The organism is Corynebacterium sp. HMSC05H05 (assembly GCF_001807265.1).
In the GTDB taxonomy this organism is placed as follows: Bacteria; Actinomycetota; Actinomycetes; order Mycobacteriales; family Mycobacteriaceae; genus Corynebacterium.
This window is the reverse complement of sequence record NZ_KV788411.1, coordinates 1-21,122: the sequence shown is the minus strand read 5'-3', so window position 1 is coordinate 21,122 and position 21,122 is coordinate 1. Positions and strand designations below refer to the sequence as shown.

At 64.8% G+C, this 21,122-nt stretch carries 21 protein-coding genes and 2 tRNA genes; 13 read left to right on the top strand and 10 right to left on the bottom strand.

The window, feature by feature from the left end:
- Positions 1-3: 3 nt before the first annotated feature.
- From HMPREF3151_RS09825 to rpmH, 6 genes are all read right to left on the bottom strand, one after another.
- Positions 4-939, bottom strand: a complete 936-nt coding sequence (locus tag HMPREF3151_RS09825) for a ParA family protein (protein ID WP_070475402.1) — start codon at positions 937-939, stop codon at positions 4-6.
- On the bottom strand, positions 940-1,572 hold the full coding sequence (gene rsmG, locus HMPREF3151_RS09820; protein ID WP_070475400.1) for a 16S rRNA (guanine(527)-N(7))-methyltransferase RsmG: 633 nt from the start codon (positions 1,570-1,572) through the stop codon (positions 940-942). It lies immediately after the preceding gene.
- Positions 1,573-1,651: 79 nt separating this feature from the next.
- Entirely contained in the window at positions 1,652-2,617 is a 966-nt protein-coding gene (yidC, locus tag HMPREF3151_RS09815) for a membrane protein insertase YidC (RefSeq protein WP_070475398.1), read from the bottom strand.
- Positions 2,618-2,626: 9 nt separating this feature from the next.
- Complete coding sequence (yidD, locus tag HMPREF3151_RS09810) at positions 2,627-2,914, bottom strand: membrane protein insertion efficiency factor YidD (protein WP_083290295.1); 288 nt, start codon at positions 2,912-2,914, stop codon at positions 2,627-2,629.
- Positions 2,914-3,282: a ribonuclease P protein component gene (rnpA, locus tag HMPREF3151_RS09805; protein WP_070475395.1), complete on the bottom strand. Its 369-nt coding sequence runs from the start codon at positions 3,280-3,282 to the stop codon at positions 2,914-2,916. Before rnpA ends, yidD begins: the two co-directional genes overlap by 1 nt.
- 14 nt (positions 3,283-3,296) lie before the next feature.
- The gene (rpmH, locus tag HMPREF3151_RS09800; RefSeq protein ID WP_034996682.1) at positions 3,297-3,434 is read right to left on the bottom strand and encodes a 50S ribosomal protein L34; all 138 of its coding nucleotides are present in this window, start codon (positions 3,432-3,434) and stop codon (positions 3,297-3,299) included.
- A 743-nt stretch (positions 3,435-4,177) separates the two neighbouring features.
- Between rpmH and dnaA the strand changes: the two genes are divergently transcribed.
- The 5 genes from dnaA to gyrB all read left to right on the top strand — a co-directional run bounded on the left by dnaA (position 4,178) and on the right by gyrB (position 11,719).
- A complete protein-coding gene (gene dnaA / locus HMPREF3151_RS09795) occupies positions 4,178-5,767 on the top strand; it encodes a chromosomal replication initiator protein DnaA (RefSeq protein WP_070475393.1) in 1,590 nt (529 codons plus the stop codon).
- Positions 5,768-6,511: 744 nt separating this feature from the next.
- Entirely contained in the window at positions 6,512-7,696 is a 1,185-nt protein-coding gene (dnaN, locus tag HMPREF3151_RS09790; protein WP_070475391.1) for a DNA polymerase III subunit beta, read from the top strand.
- Between the two features lie 3 nt (positions 7,697-7,699).
- Entirely contained in the window at positions 7,700-8,881 is a 1,182-nt protein-coding gene (recF, locus tag HMPREF3151_RS09785; protein ID WP_070475389.1) for a DNA replication/repair protein RecF, read from the top strand.
- On the top strand, positions 8,865-9,473 hold the full coding sequence (locus tag HMPREF3151_RS09780; protein WP_070475387.1) for a DciA family protein: 609 nt from the start codon (positions 8,865-8,867) through the stop codon (positions 9,471-9,473). Before recF ends, HMPREF3151_RS09780 begins: the two co-directional genes overlap by 17 nt.
- 146 nt (positions 9,474-9,619) lie before the next feature.
- On the top strand, positions 9,620-11,719 hold the full coding sequence (gyrB, locus tag HMPREF3151_RS09775; RefSeq protein ID WP_070475386.1) for a DNA topoisomerase (ATP-hydrolyzing) subunit B: 2,100 nt from the start codon (positions 9,620-9,622) through the stop codon (positions 11,717-11,719).
- A gap of 63 nt (positions 11,720-11,782) precedes the next feature.
- Here the strand turns inward: gyrB and HMPREF3151_RS09770 are convergent, their stop codons facing one another.
- Together HMPREF3151_RS09770 and HMPREF3151_RS09765 are read right to left on the bottom strand one after the other, a co-directional pair.
- The gene (locus tag HMPREF3151_RS09770; protein WP_070475384.1) at positions 11,783-12,217 is read right to left on the bottom strand and encodes a DUF6918 family protein; all 435 of its coding nucleotides are present in this window, start codon (positions 12,215-12,217) and stop codon (positions 11,783-11,785) included.
- Positions 12,218-12,376: 159 nt separating this feature from the next.
- Complete coding sequence (locus HMPREF3151_RS09765; RefSeq protein ID WP_070843813.1) at positions 12,377-12,802, bottom strand: hypothetical protein; 426 nt, start codon at positions 12,800-12,802, stop codon at positions 12,377-12,379.
- A gap of 208 nt (positions 12,803-13,010) precedes the next feature.
- Here HMPREF3151_RS09765 and HMPREF3151_RS09760 point away from each other — a divergent pair, with 208 nt between their 5' ends.
- Positions 13,011-13,961 (top strand): hypothetical protein, encoded by a 951-nt coding sequence (locus HMPREF3151_RS09760; RefSeq protein WP_070475380.1) that lies wholly within the window; start codon positions 13,011-13,013, stop codon positions 13,959-13,961.
- Positions 13,962-14,046: 85 nt separating this feature from the next.
- On the opposite strand, the gene HMPREF3151_RS09755 is transcribed toward HMPREF3151_RS09760, so the two are convergent.
- Positions 14,047-14,310: a TetR family transcriptional regulator gene (locus HMPREF3151_RS09755; protein WP_070475377.1), complete on the bottom strand. Its 264-nt coding sequence runs from the start codon at positions 14,308-14,310 to the stop codon at positions 14,047-14,049.
- Positions 14,307-14,519: a CopG family transcriptional regulator gene (locus tag HMPREF3151_RS09750; RefSeq protein ID WP_070475375.1), complete on the bottom strand. Its 213-nt coding sequence runs from the start codon at positions 14,517-14,519 to the stop codon at positions 14,307-14,309. The genes HMPREF3151_RS09755 and HMPREF3151_RS09750 overlap by 4 nt, the downstream gene beginning before the upstream one ends.
- 61 nt (positions 14,520-14,580) lie before the next feature.
- On the opposite strand from HMPREF3151_RS09750, the gene gyrA reads away from it, so the two are divergent.
- The 7 genes from gyrA (at position 14,581) to crtI (ending at position 21,083) form a co-directional block, all read left to right on the top strand.
- Positions 14,581-17,133: a DNA gyrase subunit A gene (gene gyrA / locus HMPREF3151_RS09745; RefSeq protein WP_070475373.1), complete on the top strand. Its 2,553-nt coding sequence runs from the start codon at positions 14,581-14,583 to the stop codon at positions 17,131-17,133.
- Positions 17,134-17,136: 3 nt separating this feature from the next.
- Positions 17,137-17,481, top strand: coding sequence for a DUF3566 domain-containing protein (locus HMPREF3151_RS09740; protein ID WP_070475371.1), 345 nt, complete (start codon positions 17,137-17,139; stop codon positions 17,479-17,481).
- Between the two features lie 270 nt (positions 17,482-17,751).
- Positions 17,752-17,825 (top strand) — tRNA-Ile (locus HMPREF3151_RS09735).
- Positions 17,826-17,843: 18 nt separating this feature from the next.
- Positions 17,844-17,916, top strand: a tRNA-Ala gene (locus HMPREF3151_RS09730).
- Between the two features lie 198 nt (positions 17,917-18,114).
- Positions 18,115-18,687, top strand: a complete 573-nt coding sequence (locus HMPREF3151_RS09725; RefSeq protein WP_141741397.1) for a hypothetical protein — start codon at positions 18,115-18,117, stop codon at positions 18,685-18,687.
- 60 nt (positions 18,688-18,747) lie between these two features.
- Positions 18,748-19,557, top strand: a complete 810-nt coding sequence (locus HMPREF3151_RS09720; RefSeq protein WP_070475490.1) for a phytoene/squalene synthase family protein — start codon at positions 18,748-18,750, stop codon at positions 19,555-19,557.
- A complete protein-coding gene (gene crtI, locus HMPREF3151_RS09715) occupies positions 19,554-21,083 on the top strand; it encodes a phytoene desaturase family protein (RefSeq protein WP_070475366.1) in 1,530 nt (509 codons plus the stop codon). The genes HMPREF3151_RS09720 and crtI overlap by 4 nt, the downstream gene beginning before the upstream one ends.
- Positions 21,084-21,122 lie beyond the last annotated feature (39 nt).

Sequence of the window (21,122 nt, the reverse complement as noted above, 5' to 3'; positions counted from 1 at the left end):
TGATTACTCCTCCTCGAGCTGGTTGTAGACCTCGGGGCTCACGCCGATCGGGCCGGTGGTGGGGTGCGGCTGGTAGTCGCCGCGGGTGGCCAGCTCCTTCGCCGCGTCGAAGTAGGCCAGCGCGCCGCGGGATCCGGGGTCGTAGTCGATGACGGTTTGGCCGTAGCCGGGTGCCTCGGAGACCTTCACGGAGCGGGGGATGACGTTGTTCAGCACCACTTGGCCGAACTGGCCGCGCACCTCGTCAGCCACGTCGGCGGCGAGGCGGGTGCGGGCGTCGTACATGGTCAGCACGATCGCGGAGATGTGCAGGTTGTTGTTCAGGTGCTCACGGATCATACCGATGTTGCCCAACAGCTGGCCCACGCCCTCGAGCGCGTAGTACTCGCACTGGATGGGGATGAGCACCTCGTCCACCGCGGTCATCGCGTTGATGGTGAGTAGGCCGAGCGACGGCGGGCAGTCGATGAACACGTAGTCGAAGCCGTGCTCGTCCAAGAATCCGCGGCGGATCTGGTCGTGCAGGCGGTACTCGCGCCGCACCATTGACACCAGCTCGATCTCCGCGCCGGCCAGGTCGATGGTGGCGGGGATGCAGAACAGGTTCGGATTCTCCGGGTGAGGCTGCACGGCGTCGGAGGCCTCGGCCTCGCCGATGAGCAGCTCGTAGCTCGACGTGGTGCCGGAGGTGTGCTCCGCACCGAGCGCGGTCGAGGCGTTGCCCTGCGGATCCAGGTCAATCACCAGCACCTTCAGGCCCTGCTTGCTCAGGCCGGCCGCCAGGTTCACGCTGGTGGTGGTCTTGCCCACGCCGCCCTTCTGGTTGGCCACGGTGATCACGCGCGGCTGGTCCGGCTTCGGCAGCGCTTCGCTTCTCGACGTCACCCGCGCCGCGCGCATCGCCGCCTCCATCACAGGAGTCTCGTCGTAGTCTTCCATCTACGCCCCCTTCTTTCTGCGCTGGATACGGATCAACGTGGTGGGCTGGTCCAGCACGGATTCGCCCACGGTGAAGATCTCCGCCTCGCCGCCGCCGGCCTTCGTAATGGCCTTGGCGTCGCGCTCGAGTTCCTCAGCCACGGATTCGCCCTTCATCGCAATCATGTGCCCGCCGCCCTGCAGCAGCGGAATGGACCACCCGGCGAGCTTACCCAGCGGGGCGACGGCGCGGGAGGTGACGGCGTCGAACTCCGCCTTGGGCTGCTCCTCGGCACGGCCGCGCACCACGGTGACGTTGTCCAGGCCCAGCTCGGAAACAACCTCGCCCAGGTAGGTGGAGCGCTTCAGCAGCGGCTCAATCAGCGTGATGGACAGGTCCGGCCGCGCGATCGCCAGCGGGATACCGGGAAGGCCCGCACCGGAACCGATGTCCGCGACCTTCAGCCCGGGCTCGAACGCCTCCGCGATCACGGCGCAGTTGAGGATGTGGCGCTCCCACAGGCGGTCCACCTCTTTGGGCCCGATGAAGCCGCGCTCGGCGGCCGTGGTGGCCAGCGAGCGGTGGTAGGCCTCTGCCAATCCGAGGCGTTCTCCGAAAACTTGGGCTGCGGCTGCAGGGGAGGTATCCGACATGCACAACACTGTAGTCGGCCCGCCGACATGAAAAAGTCCCGGCCGAAAACGGGCCGGGACATGCGTCGATAAGCGACTGCTACTTACCTTGCTTCCGCTGCTTCTTGGTGCGGCGGTCCTTGGTGCGCGCGCCCGGGGCGGGGGCGGTGGTGCGCTTGAGCTCCACCTTGCGCGCCTCCTCGGCGGCCTCTTCTTTGTCCATCTTGTTGTTCAGCCACATGGTCTGGAAGAACGTCCACAGGTTGTTTGTGAGCATGTAGAACAGCAGGCCGATGTGCCAGATCACGCCGGTGGCAAGAATCATGACGGGGAAGAACCACATCATCATCTTGTTCATCAGACCCATCTGGTTCTGCATCATCTCGGCCATCTCGCCCTGCGGCTTCGGGCCCTTGCCAGCGGCCTTGCGGGCCTCCTGGCGCTTGACCATGATGCGGGCGTTGAGGTGGGTAAACGCCGCACACAGCACAACCAGCGGCAGGCACACGGCGATGATCTGCGCGCGGGTCAGGTCCACGTTGCCGAACGCGGCGAAGGCCTCCTGCGGCATGGACATGTACGCGGACAGCGGCACGCCGAAGAAGTCTGCGTCCAGGAAGGACTGCACGTCTTCCGCCGGGAAGGCGTAATTCGCGGTGGAGCGGTTCTCCTCCACGGACATGCCCAGCTCACTGGTGCGGTTGAAGGAGCGCAGCACGTGCAGCAGGCCGATGAAGATGGGCAGCTGCACGATCGGCACGATGCAGGACGACAGCGGGTTGGTGCCGTTTTCGCGGTAGAGCTTCTGCGTCTCTTCGGCGATCTTCTGCTGGTCGCCCTTGTACTTCTCGCGGATTTCCTGCATCCGCGGCTGCATCTCCTGCATCTTGCGCATGGAGCGCATCTGGTTGACCATCGGCTTCAGCAGCAGCAGGCGCACCGTGCAGGTGAGCAAAACGATGGCCAGAATCCAGGAGATGCCCGAATCCTTGGGGATGACAAAGCCGAGAACCTCGTGCCAGAACCTCAGCACCCAGGAAATCGGCCAATAGATGAAATTCAGCACGTTTCGGTGTTACTCCTCACTCATTTCAATGCTGCCCGGCACTGGGTCGTAGCCGCCGGGGTGCCAGGGCCCGCATTTGCACAGCCTGGCCGCGGCCATTGCGCCGCCGCGCACCGCTCCGTGGCGTGACACGGCTTCGAGCGCATACGCACTGCATACTGGCATAAAACGGCACGTCCCGCCCATCTTAAGGGGTGAGATGTACTTTTGGTAACCGCGAATCAGCGCCACCAGCGCTTTCGCGGCCGGCCCCTTCGCGGCGGGGATTTCACCGCCGGCGAAGTTGAAGTAAGCCATTATCGCTTCTTTTGCGCTTTGTGCAGCGCTTTTTCCAGGGCCTTTTCCAAATCCCGCGCGAGCTCGTCGCTCGTTGCGGCGGCGGCGGGCGGCAGGGCGCGGATCACAACATCGAAGGAGCGCCCAAGCTTATCGACGAGCTCCCGCTGCACCACCACATTCCGCAACTTCCGCGACACGGCATGGCGCGTCACGGCGTTGCCCACCTGCTTCGACACCACTAGCCCGAAGCGCGGCCCGCCCTGGATGACAGGGTCTTTCCGCTGGTGCAGATGCACCATTAACGTGCGAGACCCCGCGCGCACACCCTTCCTCATCGCAGCTTTGAAGTCTGCGGAGGAAGAAAGTTTGTGCGGGCGGGGTAACACGCGCGGGTTTTAAGCTATGCCGTCAGCTTTGCGCGGCCCTTCTTGCGGCGCGCGGAAACGATGGCGCGGCCGGCGCGGGTCTGCATACGGGCACGGAAGCCGTGCTTGCGTGCGCGACGACGGTTGTTCGGCTGGAAAGTCCGCTTAGACACGGTGGACTCCTTGTGCGGTCATGAACAGCCGACGGCTCGTCTAAGCCTCCCGGGGAAGTGGCCGTTCCAAATGTGAAACGTTGCGTTGAGATTGCGGTTCGGCTCCGGATGTGGAGCGCAGTTCGCGTGCAGCGCCTTCGCCAGCTCGCCTTGATCAAGCGGCCCGGTGCCCGGCGGGGGCGGTGCTCTCAGATGTACGCCGGTGCAACCGACGTAAAGACGGGCTTAAGACTACGCGAATTTGTGCGCCCCGGCCAAATCAACACGCGGCAATTTCTCCAGGGGCAATCGGGTACCCCCGTAATTACAACGGTGTGTTTTTTCGCAGGTGGGGCGGGAAATCCTCCCCGCACCCTGCGAGGGCGCTGACAGGATGTGGACAGCTGTTCGACGCGTCAAGTTATCCACAAAAACCGGCCCGGGCGAAGTTTCGACAGCCCAAGGTCGGAGCGGGTAACAATGAAGCAATCACCACAATCGCACAGCCTGGGGATGCACAGGCCTGTGGATAACTGTGAAGTACCGGTTGAGACTTTCACCCAAAACGTCTTGTTTAGGCAGGTCACAGACCTGCACAACTTCACACTAAGTTATCCACAGGGCGTGCAAGCCTTGTGGACAACCGCCACTGCTAGAGTATCCACACCTGTGGATAACTCTGTGGAACAGCAGGTGGCAGCGCGCCGAGCGGGCGAGCGAAGTTGTGAATTGCACGTGTAGACAGGAACAGACTGGAGACGACGTTGGCGGACCAACACCTCGAGGACCTGTGGCGCGGCGTCGTCGACGAGCTGCTGCGCCTCTCGGAGCAGGCCACCTCGTCCGTACCCACGCTTACCCCCCAGCAGCGCGCCTACCTGCGGCTGATGAAGCCGGTCGTGCTTGTCGACGGCTACGCCCTACTCTCCGCACCCCACCAAGCCGCCAAAAATGTCATTGAGGAGTCCCTGGCTCCCCACATCACGGCACTGCTGTCCTCCCACACCGGCCAGCCCTACGCCCTGGCCGTGTCCGTGGCCGCACCCGAGCCGGAACCTGCGCCCAAGCCCGAACCTCAGCCCCAGCCTGTTCAGCCTGTTCAGCCGCCGGCACCGTCGCCGGAGCCGAGCTGGCAGCCCACCCAATCCCACGCCGAAGCGCCGGCGCCGGGGGAGCAGATCCCCATGGGACTGGACGAATTGGCGCAGATGCATGCTGCACAGGTGGCGGGGCGGCGTCGAGAAGCAAATGCGCACCCCACCGTGGACCGCCGCATCCCCCGCGAGAAACCCGCGCACGACCCGGACCGCGAAGCCAGCCTGAACCCGAAGTACACCTTCGAAAACTTCGTCATCGGCTCGTCCAACCGCTTCGCCAACGGCGCCGCCGTCGCCGTCGCCGAAAATCCCGCCAAGGCCTACAACCCCCTGTTCATCTGGGGCGGATCCGGACTGGGCAAAACCCACCTCCTGCACGCCGCCGGCAACTACGCGCGCGTGCTGCAGCCGGGCCTGCGCATCAAATACGTCTCCTCCGAAGAATTCACCAACGACTACATCAACTCCGTGCGCGACGACCGCCAAGAATCCTTCAAGCGGCGCTACCGCAACCTGGACATCCTGATGGTCGACGACATCCAGTTCCTCGAAGGCAAAGAAGGAACCCAGGAAGAGTTCTTCCACACCTTCAACGCGCTGCACCAGGCAAACAAGCAGATCATCCTGTCCTCCGACCGGCCGCCGAAGGAGCTGACCACACTCGAGGACCGGCTGAGGACACGCTTCATCAGCGGCCTAATCACCGACGTGCAGCCGCCAGACCTGGAAACCCGCATCGCCATCCTGATGAAGAAGGCGGCGGCCGACGGCACCCAGGTCGACCACGCCGTGCTCGAGCTCATTGCCTCCCAATTCGAGTCCTCCATCCGCGAACTCGAAGGCGCGCTGATCCGTGTCTCGGCGTACTCGTCGCTGATCAACGAACCGATCACCATGGAAGTCGCCCAGGTCGCACTGCGCGACATCCTGCCCGACGAAGGCGACGTCAACATCACCGCCGACGGCATCAAGGACGCCGCCGCCGAGTACTTCCAGGTCTCCCAGGAACAGCTCACCGGCGCCGGAAAGACCAGGCAGGTCGCCCACGCGCGCCAGATCGCGATGTACCTGTGCCGCGAGCTGACCGAGCTGTCCCTGCCCAAGATCGGCGACGAGTTCGGCGGCAAGGACCACACCACCGTCATGTACGCGGACCGCAAGATCCGCAAGGAAATGACGGAAAACCGCGGCACCTACGACGAGATCCAGGAACTCACGCAGGTGATCAAGAACCGCGCCCGCACCCGCTCGCGGTAGGCGGGCCGGGGGTTCGGGGGTTCTCGGGCTGTTTTGGCGGTTTCGCCCACCCCCGCGCGAGTTTCCAGCTACAAGGACCCAGCTATTCGGCTCCTGGGGGCGAAAATCGAGGTGCTGATAGCTGGATCCGTGGATTGGGGGCGCTAGGCGAGGGGAACACGGTCCCGGGATCCACATTTCGGCAAACCCTTGGAATGCTCAAACATCGCGCGATCCCAGGGTTTGTGGTTTTGGCGCGTGGTCAGGAAACAACAATCACTTCCGTACCACTCTCCACAGTCCTATCCACACCTGTGTAATTACACCAATGTTGTTTGGCCAAGTAGATCACAATGTAACCGCCATCACAAAAGCTGAGCCTGGGGACAGGGTGTGCATAACCGGTGGAAGAACGCGGTTCCGTTTGTGTAATTTCAACGACCCCGAAAAACTATCCACAGAAGCCCCGACTTATCCACAAGTTATCCACAGCCCAAATCACACACCCGACACGCCGTGCGACCGGCGCAGAACCGGCCCAATCCACAGATTCCCCAACACCTACTGTTGTTCCCCTCTTTACTTCTTGTAATTCAATCTGGAGAAAGAGAGGGTGTGCAATCTCGCCGCGGCCCAGAATGACGTCTGCGATCCGGGAGGTGGACGTCGATAGGCAGAGTGCGCGCAGGCGAATCACAAATGTAGAGTGGTGTCCGATCTGGCTCTGCCCGAAATGCCAAAAATGCCAAAGGAGACTGCGCAGTCATGGACAACAATGTGTCGTTTCGCGTCCATAAGGATGAGCTCGCGGACGCCGCGGCGTGGGTCGCGCGCAGCCTGCCCACCAAGTCGACGCAGCCGGTGCTGCGCGCGGTTGTAATTACGGCCGACGACAACGGCCTGGAGTTCGCGGGCTTCGACTACGAGGTCTCCACCCGTGTGCGCATCGGCGCCGAGGTGAACGAGCCTGGCCGAGTCGCGGTTGCCGGCAAACTGCTCGCGGACATCGTGGGCACCATGCCGAACGACGCCATCGAGGTCTCCACCGACTCCAAGGTGATGACGCTGAAGGCGCGCTCCTCCCGCTTCGAGCTCCCGCTCATTGCGTTGGACGATTACCCGCAGCTGCCGCACCTGCCCGAGGTCACCGGCCGCATCTCCCCGGCGGCGCTCACGGGCGCGGTGACCCAGGTGGCCTCCGCCGCCGGCCGCGACGACACGCTGCCGATGCTCACCGGCATCCACGTGGAGATCGACGGCGAGAATGTCACCCTCACCGCCACGGACCGTTTCCGCCTGGCGCAGCGCCACCTGACCTGGGAGCCGACCAGCCCGGATGTCAAGGCCGACCTGCTCATCCCGGCCAAGACGCTGCTGGATAACGCGCGCACGCTGGACACTTCTATCGACGACCCGGTGGAGCTCGCGGCTGGCGCGGCCGACAACATCGGCGGCGACGGCCTGTTCGGCCTGCACACCGGCAACCGCGAAACCACCACCCGCATGCTCGATGCGGATTTCCCGAACGTCGCGCCGCTGCTGCCGAAGACGCACACGGCGATCGCGTCGGTGGAGGTCGCGCCGCTGCTGGAATCCATCCGCCGCGTGAGCCTAGTCGCGGACCGCAACGCGCAGCTGCGCATGCACTTCAAGGAGGGCGAGCTGACGCTGTTCTCCTCCGGCGCGGATTCGGGCGCCGCCCAGGAGACGCTCCAGGCCGCGTTCACCGGCGTGGATGAGCTGCTCATCGCGTTCAATGCGGGCTATCTTCGCGACGGCCTTTCGGTCATCGGCACCGACCGCGTCGTGTTCGGCTTCACGGAGGCCTCCCGCCCGGCGATCATGATCCCGCAGCCGGATCAGCTGCCGGAGCGCGGCGAGGACGGCACGTTCCCGACCCCGGACACGCACTTCACTTACCTGCTCATGCCGGTTCGCCTTCCGGGCTAGCCTATGCACGTCCGCGAGCTTGATCTGCGTGATTTCCGCTCGTGGCCCGAGCTGAATCTCAAGCTTGAGCCGGGCGTGACCGTTTTCGCGGGCCGCAACGGCCACGGCAAGACCAATATCGTCGAGGCGGTCCATTATTCGTCGAAGCTGTCGAGCCACCGCGTATCGACGGATGCTCCGCTCATCCACGCCGGCGCCGAGAATGCCCGCGTGTCCGCAACCACGGTCAATGACGGCCGCGCGCTGACCACGCACCTGCTGATCAAGGCGCACGGCGCGAACCAGGCCCAGATCAACCGCACCCGGCTGAAATCCGCCCGCGAGCTGTTGGGCGTGCTGCGGGTGGTGATGTTCTCCCCGGAGGATCTGCGCCTGATCACGGGCGAGCCGGCGGAGCGCCGCAAGTTCCTGGACGACCTCGCCGCCTTAAGAGCACCCCGCCTCGGCGGCGCCCGCGCGGACTACGAAAAGGTGCTGCGGCAGCGAAACGCCCTGCTGAAAAGCTCGAACATGGCGCTGCGCCGCGGCTACCAGGACGAAGACGGCGCCAGCGCGCTGAGCACGCTGGACGTGTGGGACGGCCAGCTCGCCGCGCTCGGCGCGCAGGTGGTGGCGGGAAGGCTCAGCCTCGTCGACGACCTCGCCGACCGGATCACCGAGGCCTACCAGTCCGTCGCCCCGGAGTCGCGCCCCGCGTCGGTGGCGTACAGCTCCACGCTCGACCGGGCGGTCACCGAGCTCAACGGCGGGCCGGCAAGAGACCCGGCGGTGTTCGAGGCCGCGATGCTCGCCGAGCTGGGACGTCGCCGCAAGGACGAGATCGACCGCGGCGCCACCCTGGTCGGCCCGCACCGCGACGACCTCGCGCTCATGCTCGGCGACCAACCCGCGAAGGGCTACGCCTCCCACGGCGAAACCTGGTCCTACGCGCTGGCGCTCCACCTGGCCGAATACCAGCTCTTAGCCAGCGAGGGCACCGACCCGGTGCTGATCCTCGACGATGTCTTTGCCGAGCTCGACGCTAAGCGCCGCGAGCGCCTCGTCCACGTCGCCGCCGACGCGGAGCAGGTCCTGGTCACCGCGGCGGTGGGCGACGACCTGCCCGGCAACCTCGACGACGCCGTCGCCGCACGCTTTGCTGTGACCATGCAGGACGGGGTGAGCGCCATTGAGCGATCTGATTAAGCGCAGCTTCGACACCGTCCGCGCCACCGCACGCAAGCGCGGCGGCCGCCTGCCGGACCTGTCCCGCCAGGGCACCGGCACCGTCCCCAGGCGCAACAGACCATCGCTTCACGACGGACCAAAGGCCAGCATCACGGTGCCGGGGCTGGAGACTGGTCCGGGTGTGCCGGAGGAACGTCGCAAAGCAAATGTGCGGGGAATCCCCACCGGCCTGGACGGGCGCGCATTGCCGCGCAGCTACAAAATCTCCTCCTTTTCCAACCTGCTGGGCACCGAAATCCGCAAACGCGACTGGACCGAGAAGATGGCGCACGGCTGGGTTATGGGGAACTGGACCGAGCTGGTGGGCGAGAAGATCGGCCAGCACACGCACGTGGAGATGATCAAGGGCGGCGAAGTGCACGTCAGCTGCGATTCCACCGCCTGGGCCACGCAAATGAAGTACATGCAGCGCGAGGTGCTCGCGGCCATCGCGGCGAAGGTTGGGCCGGACGTGGTGACCAAGCTGCACGTGTACGGGCCGAAAACGAAGAGTTGGCGGTACGGGCCCCTGCACGTGAAGGGCCGCGGGCCCCGCGACACGTACGGGTAGGGGTGGGCGAAAAACGCGCGTGAAACGCCCTCTCGCGCGTTGGACACCTCCCCGTTATGGCCCCCTCACCGTGTAATATGGGACAGGTTCAACGGGCCTGAATGACACATTCGGCCCACATTCACGCATGGAGGAGCTTCCCGAAAGTGGCAGAGCAGCAACCCCATTACGACGCGTCATCGATCACCATCCTCGAAGGCCTCGAGGCGGTGCGCAAGCGCCCGGGCATGTACATCGGTTCCACCGGTGTGCGCGGCCTGCACCACCTGGTGTGGGAGGTCGTGGACAACTCGGTCGATGAGGCGATGGCGGGCTACGCCGACCGCGTCGACGTCACCCTGCTTGAAGACGGCGGCGTCGAGGTCGTGGACAACGGCCGCGGCATCCCGGTGGAGATGCACCCGTCCGGCGCCCCGACGGTGCAGGTGGTCATGACACAGCTGCACGCCGGCGGCAAGTTCGACTCGGAGTCCTACGCGGTCTCCGGCGGCCTGCACGGTGTGGGCATTTCCGTGGTCAACGCGCTGTCCACCCGCGTTGAGGCGGACATCAAGCGCGACGGCAAGCACTGGTACCAGAAGTTTGAGATGGCAGTGCCGGAGGAGCTGGAGGAGGGCGGCAACGCCCGCGGCACCGGCACCACCATCCGGTTCTGGCCGGATGCGGAGATCTTCGAGACCGTCGATTTCAACTACGACACCATCTCGCGCCGCCTGCAGGAGATGGCCTTCCTGAACAAGGGCCTGACCATCACGCTGACGGACCAGCGCGTCACGGACGAGGAGTTGGAGCTCGAGGCGATCGCCGAGGAGGGCGACACCGCAGCGGCTATCGACGGCGACTCGTTCGACGACACCACCGAGACCGTCGACGCCTCCGAGGTGGACCAGGACGGCGACGGCGACACGGTGGAGCCGGGCGACGAAGTCGCGCCGGACGTGAAGAAGAAGCGCGAGAAGAAGGTCACCTTCTACTACCCGGACGGCCTGGTCGACTACGTCAAGCACCTGAACAAGTCCAAGACGGCCATCCACCCGACCATCATCGGCTTCGACCAGAAGGGCGACGGCCTGGAGGCCGAGGTGGCGATGCAGTGGAACGGCTCCTTCAAGGAGTCCGTGCACACGTTCGCCAACACGATTAACACCCACGAGGGCGGCACCCACGAGGAGGGCTTCCGCGCCGCGCTGACCAGCTTGATGAACCGCTATGCGCGCGACCACAAGCTGCTCAAGGACAAGGAGCCAAATCTCACTGGCGACGACTGCCGCGAGGGCCTCGCCGCCGTGGTCTCCGTGCGCGTGGCCGACCCGCAGTTCGAGGGCCAGACCAAGACCAAGCTGGGCAACACCGAGGTCAAGGGCTTTGTCCAGCGCGCGGTGAACGAGAACATCTCCGACTGGTTCGACGCCAACCCGGCCGAGGCCAAGGTCATCGTGAACAAGGCGGTGTCTTCCTCCCAGGCCCGCCAGGCGGCCCGCAAGGCCCGCGACCTGGTGCGCCGCAAGTCCGCCACCGACCTGGGCGGCCTGCCCGGCAAGCTCGCGGACTGCCGCTCCAAGGACCCGTCCAAGTCCGAGCTGTTCATCGTGGAGGGCGACTCTGCAGGCGGCTCCGCCAAGGGCGGCCGCGACTCCATGTACCAGGCCATCCTGCCGCTGCGCGGCAAGATCCTGAACGTGGAGAAGGCCCGCATGGACCGCGTGCTCAAAAACGCCGAGGTCCAGGCCATCATCACCGCGCTGGGCACTGGCATCAACGACGAGTTCGACATCGCCAAGCTGCGCTACCACAAGATCGTGCTCATGGCCGACGCCGACGTGGACGGCCAGCACATCGCCACCCTGCTTCTGACCCTGCTGTTCCGCTTCATGCCGGAGCTGGTGGAAAACGGCCACGTCTTCCTGGCAAACCCGCCGCTGTACAAGCTGAAGTGGGGCAAGGGCGAGCCGGGCTACGCGTTTTCCGACCGCGAGCGCGATGAGCTGCTGGCGGAGGGCCTGGAGGCCGGCCGCAAGATCAACACCGACGACGGCATCCAGCGCTACAAGGGCCTGGGCGAGATGAACGCCAAGGAGCTGTGGGAGACCACCCTGGACCCGGAGACCCGCATCCTGCGCCGAGTGGAGCTCGAGGACGCACAGCGCGCCGACGAGCTGTTCTCCATCCTCATGGGCGACGACGTCGCGGCACGCCGCAGCTTCATCACCCGCAAGGCGAAGGACGTGCGCTTCCTGGACGTGTAAGCGCCAAACACAACAACGCCCCGGCGAATGGTTTCGCTGGGGCGTTGGTGGCTTTAGACGTCGTTAGGCAAAACGCTCCACGATCTCGCCGAGCTGCGGCAACGACGGGCCCACGATCTTCGCGGCCTTGCCGCGCAGGGTGGAGTACACCTTCTTGATGGCGCCGGGCATGGAATCCGCCTGCTTGTCGCCAGCATCGAGCATTGCCTTGACGACGTCATCCTCACGGCCCGCCAAGAACCGGCCGAAGTCCTGCTCGCCGCTGTTCTTGTAATCGGACCAGTGCGGGTTCAGCTCGTCCACGATCTGCGGCAGGAACTTGTTCACGCCCTTGGAAATAGCGTCCGCGTCGGCCTTCTTACCTGCCGCGACGGCAGATTTCAGGGCCATGCCGGTGAGGCCAGACTGGCGGGCGATGGTGTCGTCCACCAGGGAGGTGATCTCCTGGACGACCTGGGGGCGCTTGGCTGCGTCAAGCAGCTGGGAAAGATCAGTCATGCAGGCCAGTTTAACGGGAAAAACGGCCGGTGCAGGACCGGCCGTTTTCGGTTGCAGCTCTTCCACCGCAGCACCTCTTTTGCCACGTCAGTCACATGGCTCTCGTGGGTTCACTGCAACCACAACGGGCACAACCGTAACACAGGCCGTGTGGCGGAGCTAACGCTGGGGCAGCTGCGGCAGGTACTGGTCCGCGTAGGACTGCACGAACGCCGTGATCTCCTTCGCCGGAATCAGGCGGTTGCCTTCCGACGAGCCCGGCACGTGCGTCAGATTAAACTGCTCCGCCAGGTTGTCCACCGCCTCGCGCGCCTGCGGCACGAAATCCACGATGAGCTGCACCGTCACAGCCGTCGCGGCAAACGCGATAGCCAGGGAGATTGGCGCCGAGCCGGTGTAGGATCCCTCCAGCGCGCGCTTTTCGGGCGGGTTCACGTCCTTGTCGTAGTCCGGGCGGTAATTCGGCTTGGAGGACCCCTTCGAGCTCGTCGAGGACAGCTGCGAAATGGCCGTGTCCTGCGCAAAGGCGGGGGAGGGGGCGGCGAGCAGGGCGGCGGCCGCCAGCGCCGCAACGGTTTTCTTCATGGGGAACATGTTAGGCGGTGGGGGATTCTGCGGGCCTTGTACTGGACGGATTTTGTAAAACTCGTCCGTCCGCCGGGTGTTCAGGTAGATAATCCCAGGTCGGGGGAAGGGCTTTCGCCGACTTTTGCAAAGCTCCCGAAATTTTTGCCCGTCCAGGGATCCAAACCACCATTTTCACCGTCCAAAAGGTATGGGCCTTTACAACGGTATGAACATCACTGTTGGGCACGCGATCATGCGGGATCCCCTGCCCGGATTGCCGGTGCACCCGGTTAACCAGTACTTTTCCGTGCCCACAGACATGCTCATCCCGGGCCCCATTGCTACGGCGGCGGCAACCTCTCATCCCAGGCGCGTGGTCTACCGCGTCCCCGCGAGTTGCCGCGCCGCCGCACACGCGCTCTCTCACCCGGGGACAACCCTGTCCGGTTTCGGGGCGCTGGCGTTGTTCGGCCTTCCCGCGCTGGTAGACATGTGCGACACCGTCCTCATCAACCCCAAAATCGGCCGGAAAGTCCTGGCCACCAGCACAAGGCCGGGGATGGTTCGCGGCAGCCCCAAACCCCAGGACGTCTGGCGCGTGTTTTTCAACGGCGAGGTTGTGCAGCTGGCGACACCCCCGCTGGCGACGATCCAGGCGTTGAAGGCGCTCCGCCGCGGAGAGGCGGGGTGGGAGGTCGAAACGGTCGAGGACGACCCTGTCTTTGTCAGGGCCGTGCAGCTTGTGGATGCCGCCCGACGGTTTCTTGCCATCTCTCCAGAGTCGCTGATTCTTGCAGGCCACAAGCTTATCGACGACCGATGGTTAGCCTCCGTCATCAGCACCTCGAGCGCCCTGGCAGACTCCCCGAAAGAAACAGAAATGCGCCTGATACTGAAGAGGCTCGCGGACAAACACGGCCTCACTTTCCGGGAGCAGCTGCCGGTGCGCCGAGGAAACAGGCTTGTCACTACCCTGGACGCCGCACTTCTGGAGCCCCGGTACGGCTTCATGTACGACGGCATTCACCACTGGACAAAGCAGCAGCGGGTCAAGGACGCCGAGATCAACATCGAACTCCAGCTGTTGCAGATCCGTCCGCTGCGTTTCGCCACCGGCACGCTGCGTTCAATCCCGGCGGTGACGGAAGACCTGCTTCGGCGGGACGGCTTCATCTGATGTTTGTAAAAGTCGGCGAGCCGCCTGGGCGCGACCTGCAAGTATCGACATCGGCGCACCCCGATCGGCCGACTTTTACAAATCCTCACTCGGCCCAGCGCCGGTACACCTCGGCGGCGACCTCCGCGAACCCGGCGTTGGTCCCGGAGAGTGGCTGCAGCGCCCGGATCGTCTCAGCCAGCGCGGCAGCGGCCGCCTCCACAGAGTCGAACACCGGCACGCCGTGGAGCCGGGAGCCGGGCACGGCGGCGCTGGCCGCCAGGGCTGCGAAGGAACGGACGTGGCAGCCGTGGAACGCGCAGTACTCGTCCGCGACGGCCAGGAGCTGCTCGCCGGAGAGACGCCTCATGAACGGGCCTGACGGATCCGCGATTCCATCCCGGCGTAGGTGGGGATGAGGGTGCGGGCGAGGTCGGTGACGTGGGCGTCGTCAAGCAATCGCGATGCTGCGGTGACCACCGCACGGCGCGCGGCCTCCTGCTTCGAGCACCCCCATGCGGACGCCAACAAAACAAGCGCCTTGTCCTCGTCTGCGGTCAAGCGGAGCGTCATAGCCATACCACTTTGATACCACGTCGCTGCTCCGTCGCGGCGTGAGAAGCCCGCTAGACTCAAACATATGGCTGATGACACCACTGGCGGCTTGGACCGCATTCAACCAATCGACATCAACGAGGAGATGCAGACCAGCTACATCGATTACGCCATGAGCGTGATCGTGGGCCGCGCGCTCCCCGAGGTGCGCGACGGCATGAAGCCGGTGCACCGCCGCGTGATCTACGCGATGTACGACGCCGGTTTCCGCCCCGAGCGCTCCTACGTCAAGAGCGTGAAGGCCGTCGGCGAAACCATGAGTAACTACCACCCGCACGGCGACATCGCCATCTACGACACCCTGGTGCGCATGGCGCAGCCGTGGGCCATGCGCTACCCGCTCGTGGACGGCCAGGGCAACTTCGGCTCGCCGGGCAACGACGGCCCGGCCGCCATGCGATACACGGAGTGCAAGCTCACCCCGATCGCCATGGAGATGGTCCGCGACATCCGCGAAAACTCCGTGGACTTCGCGCCGAACTTCGACTCCAAGACCCAGGAGCCGACCGTCCTGCCGTCGCGCGTGCCGAACCTGTTGATGAATGGCTCCAACGGCATCGCCGTCGGCATGGCCACCAACATCCCGCCGCACAACCTCAACGAGCTGGCGGAGGCCATCTACTGGATCCTGGAAAACCACGACGCCGAGGAGAAGGAAACCCTCGACGCCGTGATGGAGCGCGTGAAGGGCCCGGACTTCCCCACGGCAGGCCTGATCGTGGGCGACCAGGGCATCAAGGACGCCTACACCACCGGCCGCGGCTCCATCCGCATGCGCGGCGTGACCGAGATCGAGGAGATTGGCAACCGCCAGGTCATCACGATCACCGAGCTGCCCTACCAGGTCAACCCGGACAACTTCATCCACAACATCGCCGAGCAGGTCACCGCCGGCAAGATGGTGGGCATCTCCAAGATTGAGGACGAGTCCTCCGACCGCGTGGGCATGCGCATCGTGGTCACGCTCAAGCGCGACGCCGTGCCGCGCGTGGTGCTGAACAACCTGTACAAGCACTCCGCGCTGGAGACGAACTTCTCCGCCAACATGCTCTCGATCGTCGACGGCGTCCCGCGCACCCTGCGCCTGGACCAGATGCTGCGCTTCTACGTCAAGCACCAGATCGAAGTCATCGTCCGCCGCACCCAGTACCGCCTGGACGAGGCCGAAAAGCGCGCCCACATCCTCCGCGGCCTGGTTAAGGCGCTGGACATGCTGGACGAGGTCATCGCCCTGATCCGCCGCTCGCCGACCGTGGACGACGCCCGCCAGGGCCTGATCAACCTGCTCGACGTCGACGAGATCCAGGCCAACGAGATCCTGGCCATGCAGCTGCGCCGCCTGGCGGCCCTGGAGCGCCAGAAGATCATCGACGACTTGGCCGCTATCGAGAAGCAGATCGCGGACTACAAGGACATCCTGGCCAAGCCGGAGCGTCAGCGCGAGATTGTCGGCGACGAGCTCAAGGAGATCGTCGATAAGTATGGCGACGAGCGCCGCACCCAAATCGTCGCCGCAACCGGCGACGTCACCGAAGAAGACCTCATCGCCCGCGAAAACGTGGTGGTCACCATCACCTCCACCGGCTACGCCAAGCGCACCAAGGTGGACGCCTACAAGAGCCAGAAGCGCGGCGGCAAGGGCGTGCGCGGCGCCGAGCTGAAGCAGGACGACGTGGTGAAGAACTTCTTCATCTGCTCCACCCACGACTGGATCCTGTTCTTCACCAACTTCGGCCGCGTCTACCGGCTGAAGGCCTACGAGCTGCCTGAGGCGGGCCGCACCGCCCGCGGCCAGCACGTGGCCAACCTGCTGGAGTTCCAGCCGGAGGAGAAGATCGCCCAGATCATCCAGATCCAGACCTACGAGGACGCCCCGTACCTGGTCCTGGCCACCCGCGACGGCCGCGTGAAGAAGTCCCGCCTGACCGATTACGAGTCCGCCCGTTCCGCCGGCCTGATCGCCATCAACCTCAACGAGGGCGACGCGCTCATCGGCGCCTCCCTGGTCGGCGAGGACGACGACCTGCTGCTGGTGTCCGAGCAGGGCCAGTCCATCCGCTTCTCCGCCGACGACGAGCAGCTGCGCCCGATGGGCCGCGCCACCGCCGGTGTGAAGGGAATGCGCTTCAAGGGCGACGACCAGCTTCTGGCCATGACTGTGGCCAAGGACGGCGAGTACCTGCTGGTGGCCACCTCCGGCGGCTACGGCAAGCGCACTGCCATCGAGGAGTACAACGCGCAGGGCCGCGGCGGCATGGGTGTGATGACCTTCAAGTACAGCCCGAAGCGCGGCAAGCTCATCGGCGCACTTTCGGTCGCCGAGGACGACCAGATCTTCGCCATCACCTCCGCCGGCGGCGTGATCCGCACCGAGGTCGACCAGATCCGCCCGTCGTCCCGCGCGACTATGGGCGTGCGGCTGGTGGACCTCGCCGACGGCGTCGAGCTGCTCGCCATCGACCGCAACGTCGAGGACGAAGGCGAGGAGGAAGCCACCGCAGTCGCCACCGGCCAGAAGACCATTGAGCAAGCGCTTAGCGACGACAGCTCCGCCGACGCAGGCGAGGACAAGGAGTAGCCCGTGGCCGTCCGCAAAGTGACCGTGCGCAACATCGGCGCCGGCTCCACCTTCAAAGTGGCAACGCTGTTGGCCTTTCTGGGCTTCATCGCTTGGATGGCGGCCTGCCTGCTGGTCTATTTCGGGCTGGAGCGCGCCGGGGTCATCGAGTCCATCAACTCGCTGATCGGCGGCGTCGGCGGCGACCAGGTGGTGGACATGAAACTGGCCATGTCCGCAGCGGGCCTGTTCGGCCTGGTGGGCTTTTTGTTCCAGGTGATCATGGCCCCGCTGACGGTGGTCATGTACAACGCCATCGCGGACCTGGTTGGCGGCGTCAGCTTCACCATGTCCAACCGGGCCAAGTAGGGGTCTCCCAGGCCGCGGGACTCCGCATTGCGGACAATCCCGGTGACCCCAACTATTGGTCCGCGCCCAGCTTTTGCAAAAGTCGGCGTGTCGGCGCGTTCGAGGCCGCAAAATCCCAGGTCACATTCCCCCGCCGCCGACTTTTGCAAAACGCCGGTTGGGTTCGCCTGCCTGCGCGTGAAACGTCGATAAGCAATTGCCCATTTATGTGCCTTACGCTGGCGATTTGGAGCTGTTGTGGGTGCTCTGTAATATTCCTATTCGTTCCCAGGGCCTATAGCTCAGTCGGTTAGAGCGCATCGCTGATAACGATGAGGTCGCAAGTTCGATTCTTGCTAGGCCCACGGTACCCTTGGGTACGCGGGGCATTAGCTCAGTTGGTAGAGCACCTGCTTTGCAAGCAGGATGTCAGGAGTTCGATTCTCCTATGCTCCACAGATTGCTCCCTCCGGTTGCGGAGGGAGCTTTTTGCTTTGCGACGGTTGCTCTGTGGTAGGACTTTCACACTTTCAACTCTCACACTGCGAATCAAACTACGAATCCGCAGGTAGCCAAAGTGTGAAAGTGAGAATCCCGGCGGGGAAGCAGCCCCTTAAGTACTATCGCGGGCAAAACCACCATGGGAGGCCCGCCGTGAAGCGAAAGATTCTCTCCGCCGTTGCCGCCGCAACGCTGTCGTTGGGTGCGGCGGCGTGTGGGGCAGGGGAAACGCAAGAAGCGCAAGACCCCGGCGTGCTGGAGGTCAGCTCCGGCCCGCTGACGGTTCGGGTGCCGGAGGGCTGGTCGGAGTTTGATAGCTCCAGCGACCCGGATTCCATCAAGGACCCGTGGGTGGTGGGCGCGCGCGACAGCGAGGACGCGATGACGGTGCAGATCCGCCTGTCCAAGGACACGGGTGTGGCGCCGGAGGCGGACGCGACCAATTCGATTGCGCTGTACGGCAACATTTTTGCGGGTGACACTCAGATCGAACCGAGGGGCACGGACGACGCCGAGGTGGACGGCGCGGATAAGGCGATCGTGAGCTACTTCGAGGCCGTGGACGACGACGGCGACTACTGGGACGGGCTGTTCCTCTCCGCGGAGAATTCGGAGACCGGCAACGTCTCCACCATGGAGATGGTCAGCCTGCGCGGGGAGGGGTTGTCGCAGGATGAGGCAGAGGGGATCATCGCCAACGCCTCGTACGACAAGTCCAAGGAGTAGCGCAGTTCCCGCACGGTAAGCTGCCAAGGCGTGAACACCTACCTCTCCCGCTTCGACGCCATGGCGGACAAGGCGGCGGCGCAGGTGATTGCGCAGTATTCCACGAGTTTTTCCCTGGCCGTGCGCACGTTGCCGAGGCCGGAGCGCACGCACATCCGGAACTTGTACGCCATGGTGCGTATCGCGGACGAGATCGTGGACGGCACCACAACCCAGGCCAACGAGTGCCCGGAAACCGCCCTTGACCTATACGAAGAGCAGGTTCTGCACGCGCCGGCCCACCGTTTCCACACGGATCCGGTGCTGCACGCGTGGGCGCGCACGTTCCGTGAGTGCCGCCTCAACCCGGACCACGTGAAGGCCTTTTTCGCCTCCATGCGCGCGGACCTGACCCAGACCACATTCACGCAAAAAGAGCTGGATACCTATATATATGGCTCTGCTGAGGTGATCGGCCTGATGTGCCTGGACATTTTCATGCGCGGCCGCGATACCCCGTACCGCCGCGAGCTGGAGGAGGGCGCCCGCGCGCTCGGCAGCGCGTTTCAGAAGGTCAACTTCCTGCGCGACCTGGGCGAGGATAGCCGCGCACTCGGCCGGGCGTACTTCGACGCCCCGCTTGACGACGCTCTAAAGTCCACCCTCACCAGCCAAATCACCGACGAGCTGGACCGCGCCCACAAATCCATCCCGCTGCTGCCGCCCGCGGCGCGCGGGGGAGTGGCCGCCGCGGAGGCGCTGTTCCGGGAGCTCAACGCCCGCATCGCCGCCACCCCGGCGGCCGAGCTGCAAACCACCAGGGTCAGCGTGCCCAACCACATTAAGTTCGCGCTCACGGCAAAAGCGCTCGCAAACGCAAGGAAGCAATGAAACAGCAACCGAAGTCAGCCATCGTGATCGGCGCCGGCGTGGCAGGCATGGCCACCGCGGCGCTGTTGGCCCGCGAGGGCATCGACACCACCGTGGTGGAAAAGCTGCCCACCCACGGCGGGCGCGCCGGCAGCGAGACCATCGACGGTTTCCGTTTCGACACCGGCCCGAGCTGGTACCTCATGCCGGACGCGTTCGACCACTTCTTCGGCCTTTTCGGCACACGCACCGAGGAGCTCCTGGACCTGCAGCCCCTCGCCCCCGCCTACCGCCTCTTTCCGGAGAGCGGCGAGCCCATCGACGTCCACTCCGGCCGCGACAACGCCGCCAAGCTCTTCGAGCAGCTCGAACCGGGCGCGGGCGCGAAGCTCCTGGAGTACCTGGACAGCGCCGAGGAAACCTACGATCTGGCCATCGAAAACTTCCTCTACACCAACTTCCGCTCCCTTGAGCCTATGAAGCGCATCCGCGGCCAGTACGGGCGCCTGGCGCGCTACCTCGCCGAACCCCTGGACAGGTTTGTGGCCAAGCGCTTCACGGACACGCGCCTGCGCCAGATGCTCACGTACCCGTCGGTGTTCCTCTCCTCGCACCCGAGCCGCACGCCGAGCATGTATCACCTGCTCAGCCACACCGACCTGACCCAGGGTGTGCTGTACCCGCAGGGCGGTTTCGCCGCGGTTATGGACGCGCTGTTCAACCTCGCCGTCGACCAGGGCGCGCGGTTCCGCTTCAACAGCGAAGTGGTCGTTATCGAGGACAAGGGCGTTGTGCTTATCGACGGCCAAAGGCTCCCCGCCGACATCACCATCTCCGCCGCGGACCTCCACCACACCGAAACGCGCCTGCTACCGAAGAAGCAGCGCACCTACGACGAGTCCTGGTTCGCCCCGCGCGACCCCGGCCTGGGCACGGTGCTGGTCATGCTGGGCGTTGAAGGCGAGATCCCGGAGCTGGCCCACCACAACTTCCTGTTCAGCGACGACTGGTCCGACGACTTCGATGCTGTATTTAATGGGCCCGTTGCCAGCCGGCCGCTGGGGGCGTCGCAGTCCATCTACGTGTCCAAGCCGTCAGCGACGGATCCGTCTGTGGCGCCTGCCGGCCACGAGAACCTGTTCGTGCTGGTGCCGGTGCCCGCGGATCCCTCGGTGGGCCACGGCGACATGTACCGCGGCGAGGCCTCGGAGCAGGTGCAGCGGATCACCGACGCGGCGATCGAGCAGATTGCGTCAAGGTGTGGGGTTGCGGGGCTGGGCCGGAGGATCGTCGTCAAGCACACGCTCGGTCCCGCAGACTTCGCCGAGCGCTACAACGCCTGGTCCGGCGGGTCCATCGGGCCCGCGCACACGCTGCGGCAGTCCGCGTTCCTGCGCGGCACCAACACAAGCCGGAAGCTGGACTCGCTGATGTACGCTGGGGCGACCACGACGCCTGGGGTGGGCGTGCCCATGTGTTTGATATCTGCTGAGAATGTGCTCAAGCGGGTCCGCGGCGACAGATCTTCGGGTCCTTTGGACCACTGACCGTAGGTTTGTTGAACAATGGCTGGATTTGTGGTGAAG